13 protein-coding genes and 1 pseudogene are annotated in these 15,122 nt (G+C 68.5%); 3 read left to right on the top strand and 11 right to left on the bottom strand.

The features are described from left to right. The 5 genes and pseudogenes from ACE026_RS13230 to ACE026_RS13210 all read right to left on the bottom strand — a co-directional run. Positions 1-81: pseudogene (locus ACE026_RS13230) on the bottom strand (DUF2147 domain-containing protein); the annotation flags it as partial. A gap of 101 nt (positions 82-182) precedes the next feature. Beyond that, a complete protein-coding gene (gene gloA2, locus ACE026_RS13225; RefSeq protein ID WP_486039342.1) occupies positions 183-602 on the bottom strand; it encodes an SMU1112c/YaeR family gloxylase I-like metalloprotein in 420 nt (139 codons plus the stop codon). Further along, a complete protein-coding gene (locus ACE026_RS13220; protein ID WP_486039379.1) occupies positions 599-1,639 on the bottom strand; it encodes a serine hydrolase domain-containing protein in 1,041 nt (346 codons plus the stop codon). Before ACE026_RS13220 ends, gloA2 begins: the two co-directional genes overlap by 4 nt. Before the next feature lie 58 nt (positions 1,640-1,697). After that, a complete protein-coding gene (locus tag ACE026_RS13215; RefSeq protein ID WP_319623581.1) occupies positions 1,698-3,614 on the bottom strand; it encodes a DUF885 domain-containing protein in 1,917 nt (638 codons plus the stop codon). Positions 3,615-3,745: 131 nt separating this feature from the next. Continuing rightward, positions 3,746-4,423, bottom strand: a complete 678-nt coding sequence (locus ACE026_RS13210) for a DUF502 domain-containing protein (protein ID WP_486039341.1) — start codon at positions 4,421-4,423, stop codon at positions 3,746-3,748. Positions 4,424-4,501: 78 nt separating this feature from the next. On the opposite strand from ACE026_RS13210, the gene ACE026_RS13205 reads away from it, so the two are divergent. After that, entirely contained in the window at positions 4,502-5,794 is a 1,293-nt protein-coding gene (locus ACE026_RS13205; RefSeq protein WP_486039340.1) for a hypothetical protein, read from the top strand. A 23-nt stretch (positions 5,795-5,817) separates the two neighbouring features. Here the strand turns inward: ACE026_RS13205 and ACE026_RS13200 are convergent, their stop codons facing one another. The 6 genes from ACE026_RS13200 to ACE026_RS13175 form a co-directional block, all read right to left on the bottom strand. After that, positions 5,818-6,549, bottom strand: coding sequence for a hypothetical protein (locus tag ACE026_RS13200; protein ID WP_486039339.1), 732 nt, complete (start codon positions 6,547-6,549; stop codon positions 5,818-5,820). A gap of 51 nt (positions 6,550-6,600) precedes the next feature. Then, positions 6,601-7,065: a DUF4442 domain-containing protein gene (locus ACE026_RS13195; RefSeq protein WP_121038612.1), complete on the bottom strand. Its 465-nt coding sequence runs from the start codon at positions 7,063-7,065 to the stop codon at positions 6,601-6,603. A 71-nt stretch (positions 7,066-7,136) separates the two neighbouring features. Beyond that, positions 7,137-8,768: a CHASE2 domain-containing protein gene (locus ACE026_RS13190; RefSeq protein WP_319623585.1), complete on the bottom strand. Its 1,632-nt coding sequence runs from the start codon at positions 8,766-8,768 to the stop codon at positions 7,137-7,139. Continuing rightward, complete coding sequence (locus tag ACE026_RS13185; RefSeq protein WP_486039378.1) at positions 8,765-10,387, bottom strand: FecR family protein; 1,623 nt, start codon at positions 10,385-10,387, stop codon at positions 8,765-8,767. Before ACE026_RS13185 ends, ACE026_RS13190 begins: the two co-directional genes overlap by 4 nt. A 251-nt stretch (positions 10,388-10,638) precedes the next feature. Then, positions 10,639-11,502: a thioredoxin gene (trxA, locus tag ACE026_RS13180; RefSeq protein WP_486039338.1), complete on the bottom strand. Its 864-nt coding sequence runs from the start codon at positions 11,500-11,502 to the stop codon at positions 10,639-10,641. Positions 11,503-11,506: 4 nt separating this feature from the next. After that, entirely contained in the window at positions 11,507-11,632 is a 126-nt protein-coding gene (locus tag ACE026_RS13175; protein WP_486039337.1) for a hypothetical protein, read from the bottom strand. Here ACE026_RS13175 and ACE026_RS13170 point away from each other — a divergent pair. Together ACE026_RS13170 and leuS are read left to right on the top strand one after the other, a co-directional pair. Beyond that, entirely contained in the window at positions 11,631-12,242 is a 612-nt protein-coding gene (locus ACE026_RS13170; RefSeq protein WP_319623587.1) for a DUF998 domain-containing protein, read from the top strand. The genes ACE026_RS13175 and ACE026_RS13170 overlap by 2 nt on opposite strands. A 186-nt stretch (positions 12,243-12,428) precedes the next feature. Beyond that, complete coding sequence (leuS, locus tag ACE026_RS13165; protein ID WP_319623588.1) at positions 12,429-15,077, top strand: leucine--tRNA ligase; 2,649 nt, start codon at positions 12,429-12,431, stop codon at positions 15,075-15,077. Positions 15,078-15,122: the final 45 nt, after the last annotated feature.

Raw genomic sequence — 15,122 nt, 5'->3', positions numbered from 1 at the left:
GGCGCCGGCGGCGGCGCTGGCCGACATCGCGGCCATCATCAGTGGCAGCGCCAGCAACAGGGTCTTGAAAGTCTTGCGCATGTTCCCCTCCCAGGGATGTCCGTGAACGCCGGCGCAGGCGGCCGGTACAGGGCCGACTGTATACCCATTCGCTCCGGTACGGAACGTGCCCGGCGCACGGTTCAGCCGGCGTCGGCCGGGATCTCGTACAGCTCCAGCGGCAGGTCGTCCGGGTCGGCGAAGAAGGTGAAGCGGCGGCCGGTGTACTCGTCCACCCGGATCGGCTCGCAGGCCACCCCGGCCGCGGTCAGGCGGGCGATCATGGGCTCCAGCGTATGCACGCGGAAGGCCAGGTGGCGCAGGCCCTGCGCCTCGGGGCGGCTCGGCCGTGCCGGCGCGCCCGGGAACGAGAACAGCTCCAGCTGGCTGCCATCGGGCAGGGCCAGGTCGAGCTTCCACGAGTCGCGCGCCTGCCGGTAGTTCTCGGCGATCACCTGCAGGCCGAGCACGCGGGTGTAGAAGTCTCTGGAGCGGACGTAATCGGCGCAGATCAGGGCCACGTGGTGGATGCCGATCAGTGGGGAAGCGTCAGAAGCGGTCATTGCAGAGTATCCAGCCAGCGCCGGGCGATCTGAAGCGCCAGCGGATAGGGTTCGGGGGCGTTGCGGTTGCTGAGCACGATCACGGTGAGGCGCTGCGCCGGATAGCGCAGGATCACGTTGCGGAAGCCGATGCTCTCGCCGCTGTGCCACTGCGCGCCACCGTTGAGCCGCCAGCCGAAACCGTAGAACGGCACGTCCGTCTCGGTGGTGGGGGTGGCAGGGGAAAACATCTGCTTCAACGAGGTCGCCTTCAACAGGCGCTGGTCATACAGCGCCGCATCCCAGCGCGCCAAGTCATCCAGCGAGGAATACACGCCGCCATCGCCGAGCACTGCGCTGGTCGGGCTTTGATCGGTACGCTGCCAACGCCCGTCGCGCTCGGTGTAGCCATAGGCGCGGCGCGCGATATCGTCCACGCCGTCCTGATGCGCCATGCTGTCGCGCATGCCCAGCGGCAGGAAAATCCGCTGGCGCAGGAAGCTGGCGAAATCGGTGCCCGAGGCCTTGCCGACCACCAGCGCCAGCAGCGCGTAGCCGCTGTTGCTGTAACGGTAGGCCGAGCCCGGCGCGAAGTACGTCCGGTCCTGGTGTTCCAGCAGGTGCAGCACGTCCTGGTCATGGACCTGCACGGTCGCGTCGGCAGCCATCAGGTCTTCGTAATCGAGCAGGCCGCTGGTGTGGCTGAGCAGCTGGCGCAGGGTGATCGCATCGGCGGCCGCTGGCAACGAGGGCAGCCAGCGCTTGAGTGGGTCATCCAGGGTCAACGCGCCATCCTCGGCCAGCAGCAGGATCGCCGCGGCGGTGAACTGCTTGCTGACCGAGGCCAGGCGGAAATTGGTCTGCGCGGTCACCGTGGTGCGATCTTCCAGCACCGCCAGGCCGTAGCCGCGCCGGAACACCGGCTGGCCGTCGTGCAGGACCAGCACCGCCGCGCCGGGAACCTGGCCGTCGTAGCGCTGCATCAGCGCATCGATGCCCGGATCCGGTGGCGTCAGCACCGGTGCTGCGATGACGGTGCCGCTGCCGGCGATGCACATCGCGCTGATCCACACACGCAGATGCCGGACGATGTGCATGCTCGGTTTCCTTCAGGGCTCAGGGCGCGGGCGTGGCCGCGCCACTCTGGCTGGCGATCCAACGGGCGATCTTTGCGTCCAGAATGTCCAGCGGCATCGAGCCATCGCGCAGCACTTCCTCATGGAAGCGGCGCGCGTCGAAACGTGCCCCCAGCGCGGCTTTGGCCTTGTCGCGCAGTTCCATCATCTTCAGTTCGCCCAGGCCATTGGCCAGGGTCTGCCCGGGCAGGGCCATGAAGCGCTCCACTTCCGCGGTGGCATCGCTGGCGCTCATGTCCGCGGTCTTGACCAGATAGTCCACGGCCTGGCGCTTGCTCCAGCCCTGCGCGTGCACGCCGGTGTCGGCGGACATGCGCGCGGCACGGGTCAGCGCGGCCTGCAGATAGCCGATCCGCTCGTAGGGATCCTGATAGACGCCCAGTTGCTCGCCCAGCGACTCGGCATACAGGCCCCAGCCTTCCACGAAGGCGATGTCGCCGCCCAGACGACGGAAGCGTGGCAGCTTGTCCAGCTCCTGTTGCAGGCCCAGCTGCACGTGATGGCCGGGAATGCCCTCATGCAGGAACTGCATCGGTGCGGCCCAGCGGCGGCGGCTCGGCAGATCGCCGGTGTTGATGTACAGCACGCCCGGGCGCATCCCGTCCGGCAATGGTTGCTGGTAGCTCACCGCGCCGGCGGTGGCCGCGCGTTCGGGCTCGACCGCGCGGATCTCCATCGGGGCCTTGGGCAGCGTGCCGAGCAGCGTGGGCAGGCGGGCGTTGACCTGGCTCTGCAGCTGCTTGTAGCGGTTGAGCAGCGCATCGGCGTTGGCGTACTGGAAATCGCGGTCGGTGCGCATGGTGCGCAGCAGTTTCTGCTGCGAGCCACGGATCTTGTTGTCTTTCATGATCGTGGCGATCTGCGCCTGCAGCGTGGCCACGCGTTGTTCGGCCAGGGCATGGATCTGTTCGGGCGTCAGCGTGGATGCGGTGCTCTGCACGATGGTCTGCGCATACCAGGCCTTGCCGCCGGGCAGGCCGGCCAGGCCATCGGTGCTGCGCGCGGCCGGCAGGTACTCGGTCGCGATGAAGCCGCGCAGAGCGCGATAGGACGGCATGATGCGGAACTCGATCATGCGCTTGTATTCGGCCGTGATGCGCGCCTTGTCGGCCGCCGGGAAATCCTCGGGCAGGTTGCGCACCGGCGCCCAGAAGATGCTCTCTTCGGCGGTCGGCTTGATCACCGCATCCAGCTGCGGCAACACCTTTTCCATCAGGTCGCGCGGTTGCACCACACCGGCGGCCATGCCTTGGCGCATGTTGGCGATGGCCTGCTCGAACAGGGCCGGAATGCCCAGCGAGCGGCGCGACCAGCCATCGTAATCCTGCACCGTGTTGAACGGCTGCGCACCGGAGCCGGAGCCGAGAATGGCCATGATGCTGCCGAGGTTGTAGTACTGGCTCACCGGCAGCATCCAGCCGGGGAACTGCTCGGCGGCCAGCGACATGCGCGCATCGCGCACGAAGATTTCGTAGCTGAGCAGGTCCTGGCCGGTCAGGCCGTCCGGCCCGATCTTCTCGACCTTGCCCAGCCACTCCACGGTGAAGTCATGCGACTGCTGCCGGTAGGCGGCGGAGAGGATGTTGGGCAGCTGATCGTTGTGGCGGCTGTCGCCCTGGAAGGTGGCCTGCAGCGGATTGAGCCGCATCGAGGCATCCCAGTACTCATCGTAGATCCGGTCCAGCTGCGCGGCCTTGGTCTGCTGGCGCACCAGCGGCTGGCGGGCAGGGGCGGCGGCTGGGCGTGCACGCGGCTTGGCCTTGGGCTTGGCTGCGGGCCGGGACTGGGCCGCAGCGGGCCGGGTGGCCTTCTTCTTGGCAGCTTCGGCCGGAGCGGCAGCGCTGAAGGCCATCAGTACGGCAATGGCAAGCGCCAGGGCGCGGGCGGGGTGGGGCATCGGCTGTTTCCGTAAACGCACAGACACGGGAGCTTGCCCGATTCGCCTGCGTACGGCCAGCATCGGCCCCCGGTCAGGTTTGTCATGTACGGCGCCCAGTCAGCTGCGGCAGCATGCTGCTGCCGCGATGCTCAACGATCGCCGGCGCGGGTGAACGGCATGGTTTCCGGGGCGACCGCGCCGCCGGAGATGATGAAGCTCATTGCCTGGTCCACGGTCCAGTCGGTGGGCGTGAGCAGCTCCACCGGCACGATTTCCAGATAGCCCGAGGTCGGATTGGGGGTGGTGGGGACGTATACGGCGGCCAGCTCGCGGCCGCTGCCTTCTTCCTTCATCACCCGCGTCACCAGGCCAACCGACTTCATGTCGCGATGCGGGAAGTCGATCAGCACCACACGCTGCGTGCTGCCCGGTTCGGTCTGCAGCATGTCCAGCAGTTTCCTGGCGCTGTCGTAGATGATGCTGGCCAATGGAATGCGCTTGATCACCGCACCGAACCAGCGCAGCAGGCGCTGGCCGATCACGCGGCGGCTGAGTATGCCCACCGAGAGAATCACCAGCAGCGTGGCGGCCAGGGCGATGATGTCCTGCATCCACTCGACCTTGATCCAGCCCAGGTAATGCGGGAACGAGGCGGCGATCTGCTCGGACAGCGGCACCACCAGCGGGCTGGAAATGCCCGAGAGCAGCACGAACACGAATTTGACCACCACCCAGGTCAGCCAGATCGGCAGCAGGGTCAGCAGGCCGGTCAGGAACAGGCGCTGCAGGGAGGGACGCGGAACGAGTTGGGGGGCTTCGGGCGACATCCGCGCATTGTAGCGGTGGCGATGCCCGGTTTACGCTGCCCATCCCCGCAGGACGCGGGGTCTGGGGAGAATGCTGTGGTGAGGAATGGACTGAAATGGGTAGGCATCTCGATCCTGAGCCTGGTGCTGGCCGTGGCGGGGCTCTGGGCCGCCTCGCGGTTCTGGCCGCTGCCGGCCGAGCAACGCGACGCGATGAAACTGCTGCAGGCACCGCTGCCCACGCGCGGCGAGAACGGCTTCACCGCGTTGTGGACGCTGCGCTACGACGGCCTGGATGCCCATGGGCGCGAGGCCCTGATGGCACAGGATGTCGCGCGTTGGCGCACCGGCACGCCAGGCCAGCGGCCGGTGGCGTCCAGCGCGGAAGGGCATTACCCGGCGACGCCGCTGTCGGCCCTGGCGCGCTGCGGCCGGCGGGGTGTCGGGTGTCTTGCGGCGGTGCGGGCGGACCCCGAACGGTTCGCCAGCGCGCATGCCGGACATGATGGGCTTCACCAGCGCGTGGCCGCGCTGGCCGGCTACGGTCATTTCGTCTCTCCGTTCGAGCCGTTTGGCACGGACCCGATGGTGCCGCTGCCCGCGTTCCAGCCGCTGCTCGATCCGCTGTCCGCGCATGCGCTGGCCCACGTGCGCGGCGACAGTGGATCCGCGCTTGCCGGTGCATGCGCCGATATCCTCAGTGGCCGCCGGCTGACAGGGCAGGGCGACACCCTGGTCACCAGCATGATCGGCGCAGCCATGGTGGAGAGCAACGCGCGGCTGCTGGCCGATATCCTGGTCGAGCTGCCCGCCGACGTTGCATTGCCCGCGGTCTGCGCGGCTGCACTGGCGCCGATGACGGCCAGCGAGCAGAGCCTGTGCACGACGATGCGCGGCGAGTTCGCGCTCGCTGCGGCGGGCGTGCGGCCGTCCACTGGGAACCCGGACGGCCATCGCCTGTTGCTGGATGTGCCGCGCACTCTGGCGCGCATGGCGCCCCGCTATGCGTGGGCGTGCGCCACCAGTGCAGAACTGGTGGCAGCGCGCGACGCGCCCACGCCCATTCCCGGGCCCGCGCAGGATCGCTTTGCCTGCATCGCCAATCCGCTGGGCTGTGCCGTGGCCAACATCGGCGGGCCAGACATGCGGCAGTATGCCGGCCGCCCGCAGGATGCCGCGGCGATGCTGCGCCTGGTGGCGGCGCAGCGATGGCTGCGGCAGCAGCCGATGGCGGCCTCCGCGGCGCTGCAGAGCATGCCGGAGGCGCTGCAGTCGCCCACCCGCACGCCGGTGCTCAGCGACGATGGCCAGTGGCTGCAGGTGGAGCGGCGCGTGGTGATGGATGAGGCCGGGCCGACGCTGCAGGTGCCGATGCGCGCGCCTGCCCGGTAAGCCGCGCGCGGCGCCGCGGCGGTTTACCGATCGTCGGCGCCGGCCAGTGGCTCGAATGCGCTGCCATCGCCTACCGTCTCCAGCGTCCAGCGGCGTGGCGAGGTGAGGGTCTCCCAGCGCACGGTGTCTTGGTCCGACTCGATGCTGCCTTCGGCATGGCGCACGCGGCGGGTCGAGTAATTGATGCTCAGGCTTTCGGTCTGCCCGGAGTTGCGCATCATCGAGTCGCGGTCATACCCAATCAATGCGAAGGCACCGTTCTGCCAGCGGAAAGTGTAGCTGGCCGAACCGGTGGACCAGCTGCCGGCATTGGAGAAGAAGAACAGCGTGGTGCGCAGGGTGCCACGCACGATCGAGACGCCGGCGCCGTCTTCAAACACATCCGACAGGTTCGGCGCCTCGTGACGGGTGATCAGCGTGTGGTTCTGCGTGGCGAGCGTGTAGCCGTCCGGTGTGGCCCAGGCGATGGCGAGCATGCGTGGATTGCTGTCCAGTGGGCTGATGCCGAAGCCATCGTGTTCGACGATGTTGCGCGGGTCCTGCTGGCGCAGCACCAGAACGAGATCATCGCGCTTGTCGCCATTGAGATCGCCACGCAGCTGCTGCTCGATGCGCCAGCCGGACGGCACGAAGCCCTCGGCGTTGGCCGCGTGAGCCGGCAGGACCGGATAGTCGACCGGCGGGATCCGCAGCTCCTGTGCGGCGGCGGGCAGGATGACGAACAGCAATGGGGTCAGCAGCAGGCGCAGGTGCATGGTCTTCCGTGGCGTGAATCCGGCGCGCGAGCATAGCAAGCGTGCGAGGGCTCATCCCGCGCGCTGGCGTGCCTCGGGCTTGAGCCGCAGGTAGACCTGCTTGCGTACGCGGGCGATGACCTCGCCTTTCGCATCGACAATGTCATTGCTGAACCAGTGCAGGTACTTTTCCCCGCTGGCAGTGGCGGCACGCAATTGATCCAGCAGTGCCTCGTCCAGCCGGAACTCGGCAACCACCGTCCCGCGGCCCGGCTTGAGGAATTCGATCTCCCCTGCACGGTCCCAGACGTAGTAATCGCGTCCCAGGTTCTGCATCACGGTGAGCATCCAGAACGGATCGGTCATCGCGAACAGGCTGCCACCGAAGTGGGTACCTACGTAGTTGCGGTTCCAAGGGCGCATGCGCAGTTCGACACGCACATGGCGATAGTCCGGGCTGACCGTGGTCACGTGGATGCCCGTGAACAGGAACGGCGGCCACAGGTTGAGGCCAAGGCGGAAGACGGAGGCCTTCATTCGGATCGCATCTCAGTGCTGAGGGTGACCGGAGTCTACCATTCGCCTGCGTATGGGTGCCGTGGGGGGTATCAGCCCAGCCCGCCATCATCGACCGCATACCCATTCCGTCCGGCCGCCTTGGCCTGGTACAGCGCGGCATCGGCGCCTTCGAAGAAGTGCCGCGGCTCGGTGCCGGGCGTCGGCACCCGGGTGAACACGCCGACGGTGACGGTGATGTGCGTGGTCGTGCCGCGGCCGGCGGGAATTTCCAGCGCCTGCGCCCGTGCGACCAGATCCTGCACCACCTGCACTGCGCCTTCCGGCGTGGTGTCGGGCAGGATCAGCGCGAACTCGTCGCCGCCAAAGCGCGCAGCCATGTCGCGGGGCCGGCGCGCGTGCGCCCGGATCTCCTGCGCGATCCGGCGCAGCACGGTGTCGCCGGCCTGATGACCGAAATCGTCGTTGTGGCGCTTGAAGTGATCCACGTCGATCAACACCAGGCTCAGCGGCCGTCCGCTGCGGCGGCCGGCATCGTGCTCGGCCTGCAGGGTCTGTTCGAAGCGCAGCCGGTTGCCCAGCCCGGTGAGTGCATCGCTGTTGGCCTGGCGGCGCCAGGCGCTGACCCGCCACAGCGTCCAGGCCAGGATCACCGCCAGCATGCCGATCAAGGCGGCGGCCGGCGCGAACCACAGGTTGCCGGCGCGCAGCAGCACGAAGCTCGTCAGCAGCGTCAACGGCAGGGCGAGCACGCCGCTCAGCCACGCCCGCGGCAGGGTCAACAACAGGCAGCACAGGGCCACCAGCAGCCCGGTGACGGCGCTCTGCCATGCCGACGGCAGGGGATTGATCACCTTGTCGGCGAGCAGCATCGAGGCGACGTTGGCCTGGTACTCGCTGCCGCTCATCCAGCGCTCGCGGGTGGTCGGGGTCAGCAGGCGCGGCGCGATGCCGCTGGCCGTCATGCCGACCAGCACCAGGCGGCCGCGCAGCAGCGCCGGATCGACCTCGCCGTTGAGCACATCGGCGTAGGAGACCTGCGGGAAGCGTTCGGGCGGCCCGGCGTAGCGCACGCGCACGTAGTGGTCGCGGCGCCACTGGTACGGCGACACCAGGTCCGGCTGATCATCGTGCAGCCCGGGCAACGGGCCGTGCGTGTCCGCCAGCGCCAAGCCAAGCGCCGGCCAGTGCGGTGAGCCGATGCCGGCAGTGAGGTACAGGCCGCGGGCGACGCCATCGCCGTCCACTTCGATGTCGGTGTGACCCAGGCTCGCCGCGTTGGCGGCGATCAGCGGAATCGGCAGCAGCTCTTCGGCCATGCGCGGGCCACTGGCGGGCGCAGCCAGCACCGGCAGCACCACATGCCCGTTGCGCCGGATCGCCGCGGCCAGTTCGGCATCCTGGGTACTGTCCTGGCGGTCTGGTTCGGACAGCATCAGATCCAGCACGACGCGCGCGGCGCGGGCATCGGTCAGCCGGTCCAGCAGGCGCGCGTGGGTACCGCGCGGCCACGGCCACTGGCCCAGCTGCTGCAGGCTGTTGTCGTCGATGGCCACGATCAGCAGGCGTGCATCGGGCGTGTATTCCCAGCCGCCGACGTAGGCGTCGTAGACCACCTCATCCTGTTTCCAGAACCACTGCCAGTGACTGGCCACGACCGCCAGCGCGCCGACCAGTGCGGCCAGCGCGATGCGTTGCGGCCAGGGCAGGTGCAGGGGCGTCACAGCAGCAGCCACAACAACAGCGCACCGCCCCCGGTGGCGTAACAGGTACGGCACGGCAGGGCGATCTGCTGGGCCGGCGAGAAGGGACCGGCGTAACCGTCCTCATCGATGTACTGCACGCGCACATGCAGCGTGCCGCGCCAGGGGCGCTTGATCGAGACTTCCGGCTGGGCCAGTTCCTGATCGAGCAGCGGGGCACGGAAGTCGCCACGACGGTCCAGCTGCACGCGATAGCGCTGGCCGGGTTCGCCGGCCTGCCAGCGCAGCGTCAGTTGGCCTTTGGCCGCCTCGGGCGGCTGCAGCGCCGGGTCGACCGGTGCGTCGGTAATGACCAGCGGCAGCGGCTGCCCGAAACGCCCGCGGTCGCCGTTGCGATCCACCGATGCCACGCGCCACACATACTCGCCCGGGGGGAGGTCCAGGACGGGACGCAGGTGGGTGGCGCGGGTGTCCTGTTCGAGCAGGAGATCGAGGAACTGCGGATCGTGGGCGATCTGCAGCACCGTACGCTCGGCGTCGGCCACCCGGGTCCATTCGAAGCGCGGCCGTGCGCTGTTGATGGTCTGGCCATGCAGCGGCCGCACGGTCAGCGGCGCGACCGGCTGGTCACGCACCTGGAAATCCTGCTCGGCATCCAGCCCTTCGACCTGCTCGGCGCTGACCGCGCGCACCAGCAGGCGCAGCTCGCCCGGCGGCAGATCGGGCAGGGTGAGCGTGGTGGTGTCGGTATCGCGCGCGAACAGCAGGACCTCCGGCTGGTCGGCGCGGACGACCTCCACCCGGTACCCGGCAGCATCGGTCACCGGTTGCCAGGCCAGGGCAGCCGGCAGGGTGGCCAGCCGCTGCGGCTCGCTCGACAGCACGGGTGCGGGCAGCAGCGCCTCCACGCCGGCCGGGCGTGCGTCGAGCGAGGGACTGCGGGTGGCCTGGCCGCGGCTGACCAGGCGCTGGCCGCGGCGGTTGCCGACCTGCACGCGGCCGTCCAGCACTTCGGTGGCCGCGCCGCGGCCGTCCTGGCCGGCGCTGACCCGGAAGACGGTGCCACGTACGCTGCTGGTCGCCGTCGGCGCATCGATGATGTAACGCGAGGCCGGGCCGTTGGCCGGGGTCACCCGGTTGCTGGCGCGCCCCTGTTGCAGGCGCAGGCGGGTATCGACCATGCCGGTGCGGCCGTAGCGGGAAAGCTGGTCGAAGCGCAGGCGCGAACGCTCGCGCAGCTGCAGCCGCGAATCATCGGCAAAGACCACGGTGACGCTGGCATCCTCGCCGGTGACCAGTTCCTGCCCGATCCGCAGCAGGTCGCCTTCGATCACCTCGCGAAGGGGCTGGCCGTCGGCCTGGCTCTGCACCGGGCCACGCACGGCCAGTACCCGCGCCGGGGCGGGCTGCACCTGCAGCCAGGCGACGGGGAAACGCAGCTGGCTGCCGGGCGGCAGGCGGTAGGGATCGGCGATGCCGTTGTGCGACTGCAGCTGCTCCCAGGCGATGGACGGCTTCAGGTAGCGGGCACTGAGGTCCCAGATCGTGTCGCCGGGGCGGACCCGGTAGGTCCAGTCCTGCGCCAGGACCGGCGCGGCAGACAGCATCATGGCGGCCAGCACCAACAGGCGGGCGGCCATCGGGAAACGGAGGAATCGGGTCAATCTCACGGTCATTCACGGCCCTGCAAGGCGGGGCGCAGCCAAGTAGGCCGCCATGGCCCAGACCTCATCCTCCCCGATGGATCGCAGCCTCCAGTGGGCCGCGGCGGCATTATTGCCCGGGAGTCGTGCAGGGTTTCTGAACGTGATTCACGTCACACATCGAAGTTGTCGGTCTGGATAGGCGGCTTCGTTGGGCCAGCACCCCGAAAGGCGCTGGCCGTGGCCGATCAGAACAGCAGCGAGGCCATCCGGCGGCGGTACTGGCCGACCAGGTCTTCATCCTCGATCACCTTGAAGGCATCGATCAGCAGCTTGCGCGGGCGGCCATCGTCGTAGCTGCGGTCGCGACGCAGCATGTTCAGGAACTGCTCCAGTGCGGCCGCATCCTGCCCGGACAGCAGCAACTGCACGCCGCGCAGGTGGCGTGCCTGCAGATCGTCGCCATTTGCTGCGATGCGCGCCTCCAGCACCTCGGGAGCCGGGGCTTCCTGCAGGGCGCTGGCGAATTCCAGGCGGGCGCGGGCACGCACGGCGCGGTCATCGGTGGAGAGGTTGGCCGGCAGCGCGTCGATCAGGGCGGTGGCCTCGGCGGTGGCCCCGGTCTGCAGCAGGGCCAGGGCCAGGTCGAGCTTGAGCTCTTCCTTGTCCGGCTCGGCGGCAATCGCCGCGCGCAGCACATCGACCTGGGCCTGCGGGTCGAGCGGCGGCGCTTCGGCGGTTTCCGCTTCTTCAGGGGCCGCTTCAAGCGGGACCACGCCGTGCTGGGTCAGGAACTCGCGCAGCTGGCCTTCGGGCACCGCGCCGGGGAAACCGTCCACGATCTGTCCGCCCTTGACCAGGAACACGGTCGGCACCGAGCGGATCTGGAACGCCGCGGCGATCTGCTGCTCCTTGTCGACATCGACCTTGGCCAGCTCGAAGGCGCCGTGATATTCGCCGGCCAGCTTTTCCAGCATCGGGCCCAGGGTCTTGCAGGGGCCGCACCAGGTGGCCCAGAAATCGACCAGCACGGGGGTCTGCAGGGATTTCTGCAGGACCTCGGTCTCGAAGGTCTCGGTGGTGGCGTCAAAGACGTGGGGCAGATCGCTCATGGTTTCAAATCAACGGGAAACTGGAGAGGAAGTGTATGGTGCCGCCCGCGGCCGGACGCAACCCCACCGGGCGGATTCCCCTTGGAACAGCGACAATGCGGGCCTTCAGACGCAGCCGGGTGAGCAGCATGCAGGGAATCCAACGTTGGGAAGGTGGGCTCGGCATTGCCGCCGCCGTGTTGTTCGTGGGCGCGGTGCTGGGCTTCGGCGCGGCGCTGCCGCTGTTCGATCCGGTCGGCCATCCGGTCGCGCTGCTCGGGGCGATGGACGTGCCGCATGCGCGGGCATTCAACGTTCTCGGTTTCGCGCTGCCCGGCCTGCTCGCCAGCCTGGTCGCGCTGCGCCTGCTGCTGCGGGTGCCGCGCACCGCGCCGTGGTCGATGCGGGTCGGTGCGCAGTTGCTTATGCTGGCCGGGGTCGGCTTCACCGCGATGGGCGTGCTGCCGCTGGATACCCGCGATCTGGACAACCCGGCCAGCCAGTACCACGCCAGTGCCTGGATGGTGTGGGTGCTGGCCTTCGTGCCGGGCGCGGTGATGTCCGGGATCGGCGCGCTGCGGCTGCCGGCGTGGCGTGCCGTGGGCGGCCTGCACCTGGCCTGCGGGGTGGGCGTGCTGCTTGCCGCGTTCGCGCTGCAGGCCCTGCTGCCGGCCCCGATGGCCCAGCGCGTGGCCTTCGGGGTGTGGCTGGTCTGGCTGGTGGCGGTGCTGCCGTTGGCGCCCTCCACGCGGCGCGCCTGAGCACAGCCGCCGCCGTTGCTGCGCCCCGGCACGCGCCGTGGCGCGGGGCGCGGGCTGACGTATTTCACCAATCCCCAGTCAATTCAATGAGATGACAGGTTTGGCCGCAACGGTTGGCCACGTCGATTGGAGCCCTTTGCCGCACTGCGGTACCCTGTGCCGCTTTGCCGCCGCACTAGCGTTTTTATGACCAGCGTCGAACCCAACGTTTACGATCCGCAGCAGGTTGAATCCGCCGCCCAGCAGTACTGGGATGCCACCCGTGCCTTCGAGGTCACCGAGACTTCGGAGAAGCCGAAGTTCTACTGCCTCTCGATGCTGCCGTATCCGTCCGGTGCGCTGCACATGGGCCACGTGCGCAATTACACGATTGGTGACGTGATCAGCCGCTACAAGCGGATGACCGGTCACAACGTGCTGCAACCGATGGGCTGGGATGCGTTCGGCCTGCCGGCCGAGAACGCGGCGATCAAGAACAAGACCGCGCCGGCCAAGTGGACCTACGCCAACATCGAGCACATGCGTGGCCAGTTCAAGGCCATGGGCTATGCGATCGATTGGTCGCGCGAGTTCGCCACCTGCACGCCCGAGTACTACGTGCACGAGCAGCGCATGTTCACCCGCCTGATGCGCAAGGGCCTGGCCTACCGCCGCAACGCGGTGGTGAACTGGGACCCGATCGATCAGACCGTGCTGGCCAACGAGCAGGTCATCGACGGCCGCGGCTGGCGTTCCGGCGCGCTGGTGGAAAAACGCGAGATTCCGCAGTGGTTCCTGCGCATCACCGATTACGCCCAGGAACTGCTGGACGGCCTGGACGAACTGCCGGGCTGGCCCGATTCGGTCAAGACCATGCAGCGCAACTGGATCGGCCGCTCGGAAGGGCTGGAGATCCAGTTCGATGTGCGTGACGCTGACGGCAGCACGCTGGACCCGCTGCGCGTGTTCACCACCCGTCCGGACACCGTGATGGGCGTGACCTTCGTGTCGATCGCCGGCGAACATCCGCTGGCCCAGCACGCGGCCAAGTCCAACCCGGCGCTGGCCGCGCTGCTGGCCGAGATGAAGCAGGGCGGCGTGTCCGAGGCGGAGCTGGAAACCCAGGAAAAGCGCGGCATGGATACCGGCCTGCGCGCCATCCATCCGGTCACTGGCGCCCAGGTGCCGGTGTGGGTCGCCAACTTCGTGCTGATGGGTTACGGCACCGGCGCGGTGATGGCCGTCCCCGGCCACGACCAGCGCGATAACGAATTCGCCAACAAGTACGGCCTGCCGATTCGCCAGGTCATCGCGTTGAAGTCGCTGCGCAAGGAAGAAAGCGCGTACGACGCCACGCGCTGGCAGGACTGGTACGGCGACAAAACGCGCGAGACCGAGCTGGTCAACTCCGAAGAGTTCGACGGGCTGGATTTCCAGGGCGCCTTCGAGGCACTGGCCGAGCGTTTCGAGCGCAAGGCCCAGGGCCAGCGCCGCGTGAACTACCGGTTGCGCGACTGGGGCGTGAGCCGCCAGCGCTACTGGGGCTGCCCGATCCCGGTGATCTACTGCCCGAAATGCGGCGCCTTGCCGGTGCCGGAAGAGCAGCTGCCGGTGGTCCTGCCGGAGAACGTCAACTTCGTCGGCACCGGTTCGCCGATCAAGGCCGATCCGGAATGGCGCAAGACCACCTGCCCGGACTGCGGCGGCGCGGCCGAGCGCGAGACCGACACCTTCGATACCTTCATGGAATCGAGCTGGTACTACGCGCGTTACACCTCGCCGGGTGCCCGTGATGCGGTCGACAAGCGCGGCAACTACTGGCTGCCGGTGGATCAGTACATCGGCGGTATCGAGCACGCGATCCTGCACCTTATGTACTTCCGTTTCTTCCACAAGCTGCTGCGTGATGCGCGCATGGTGGACAGCAACGAGCCGGCGCAGAACCTGCTGTGCCAGGGCATGGTGATCGCCGAAACCTACTACCGCCCGAACCCGGACGGCTCCAAGGACTGGATCAACCCGGCCGACGTGGATGTGCAGCGTGACGAGCGCGGCCGCATCGTCGGGGCGACCCTGATCGCCGACGGCCAGCCGGTGGTGATCGGCGGCACCGAGAAGATGTCCAAGTCCAAGAACAACGGCGTGGACCCGCAGGTGATGGTGGGCAAGTACGGCGCCGACACCGTGCGTCTGTTCTCGATGTTCGCCGCGCCGCCGGAGCAGTCGCTGGAGTGGAACGAAGCCGGCGTGGACGGCATGGCCCGCTTCCTGCGTCGCTTGTGGGCGCAGGTGCAGAAGCATGCCGCTGATGGCGCTGCCCCGGCACTGGACGTGGCCGCGCTGAACGCCGAGCAGAAGGCGCTGCGCCGCAAGACCCACGAAACCATCGGCAAGGTCGGTGACGACTACGGCCGCCGCCACAGCTTCAACACCGCGATCGCCGCGGTGATGGAGCTGATGAACGCGCTGGCCAAGTTCGACGACGTCAGCGAGCAGGGCCGTGCGGTCCGCCAGGAAGCGCTGCGCGCCACCGTGCTGCTGCTCAACCCGATCACCCCGCATGCCAGCCATGCGCTGTGGCAGGTGCTGGGCCACGCCGAGGAACTGCTGGAAGACCAGGCGTTCCCGGAAGCCGATCCGGCCGCGCTGGTGCGCGATGCGGTGACCCTGGCGGTGCAGGTCAACGGCAAACTGCGTGGCACCATCGACGTCGCTGCCGATGCGCCGCGTGATCAGATCGAAGCCCTGGGCTTGGCCGAGCCGAACGCGGCCAAGTTCCTGGAAGGTCTGACCGTGCGCAAGATCATCATCGTGCCGGGCAAGATCGTGAACATCGTGGCGGCCCCGCAGGGCTGATCCTGTCGTGGGGGGGGGGGGGGGGGGGGGGGGGGGGGGGGGGGG

The sequence above is a fragment of the Stenotrophomonas sp. AGC87 genome (assembly GCF_057333975.1).
This window is presented reverse-complemented; position numbering and strand designations above follow the sequence as displayed.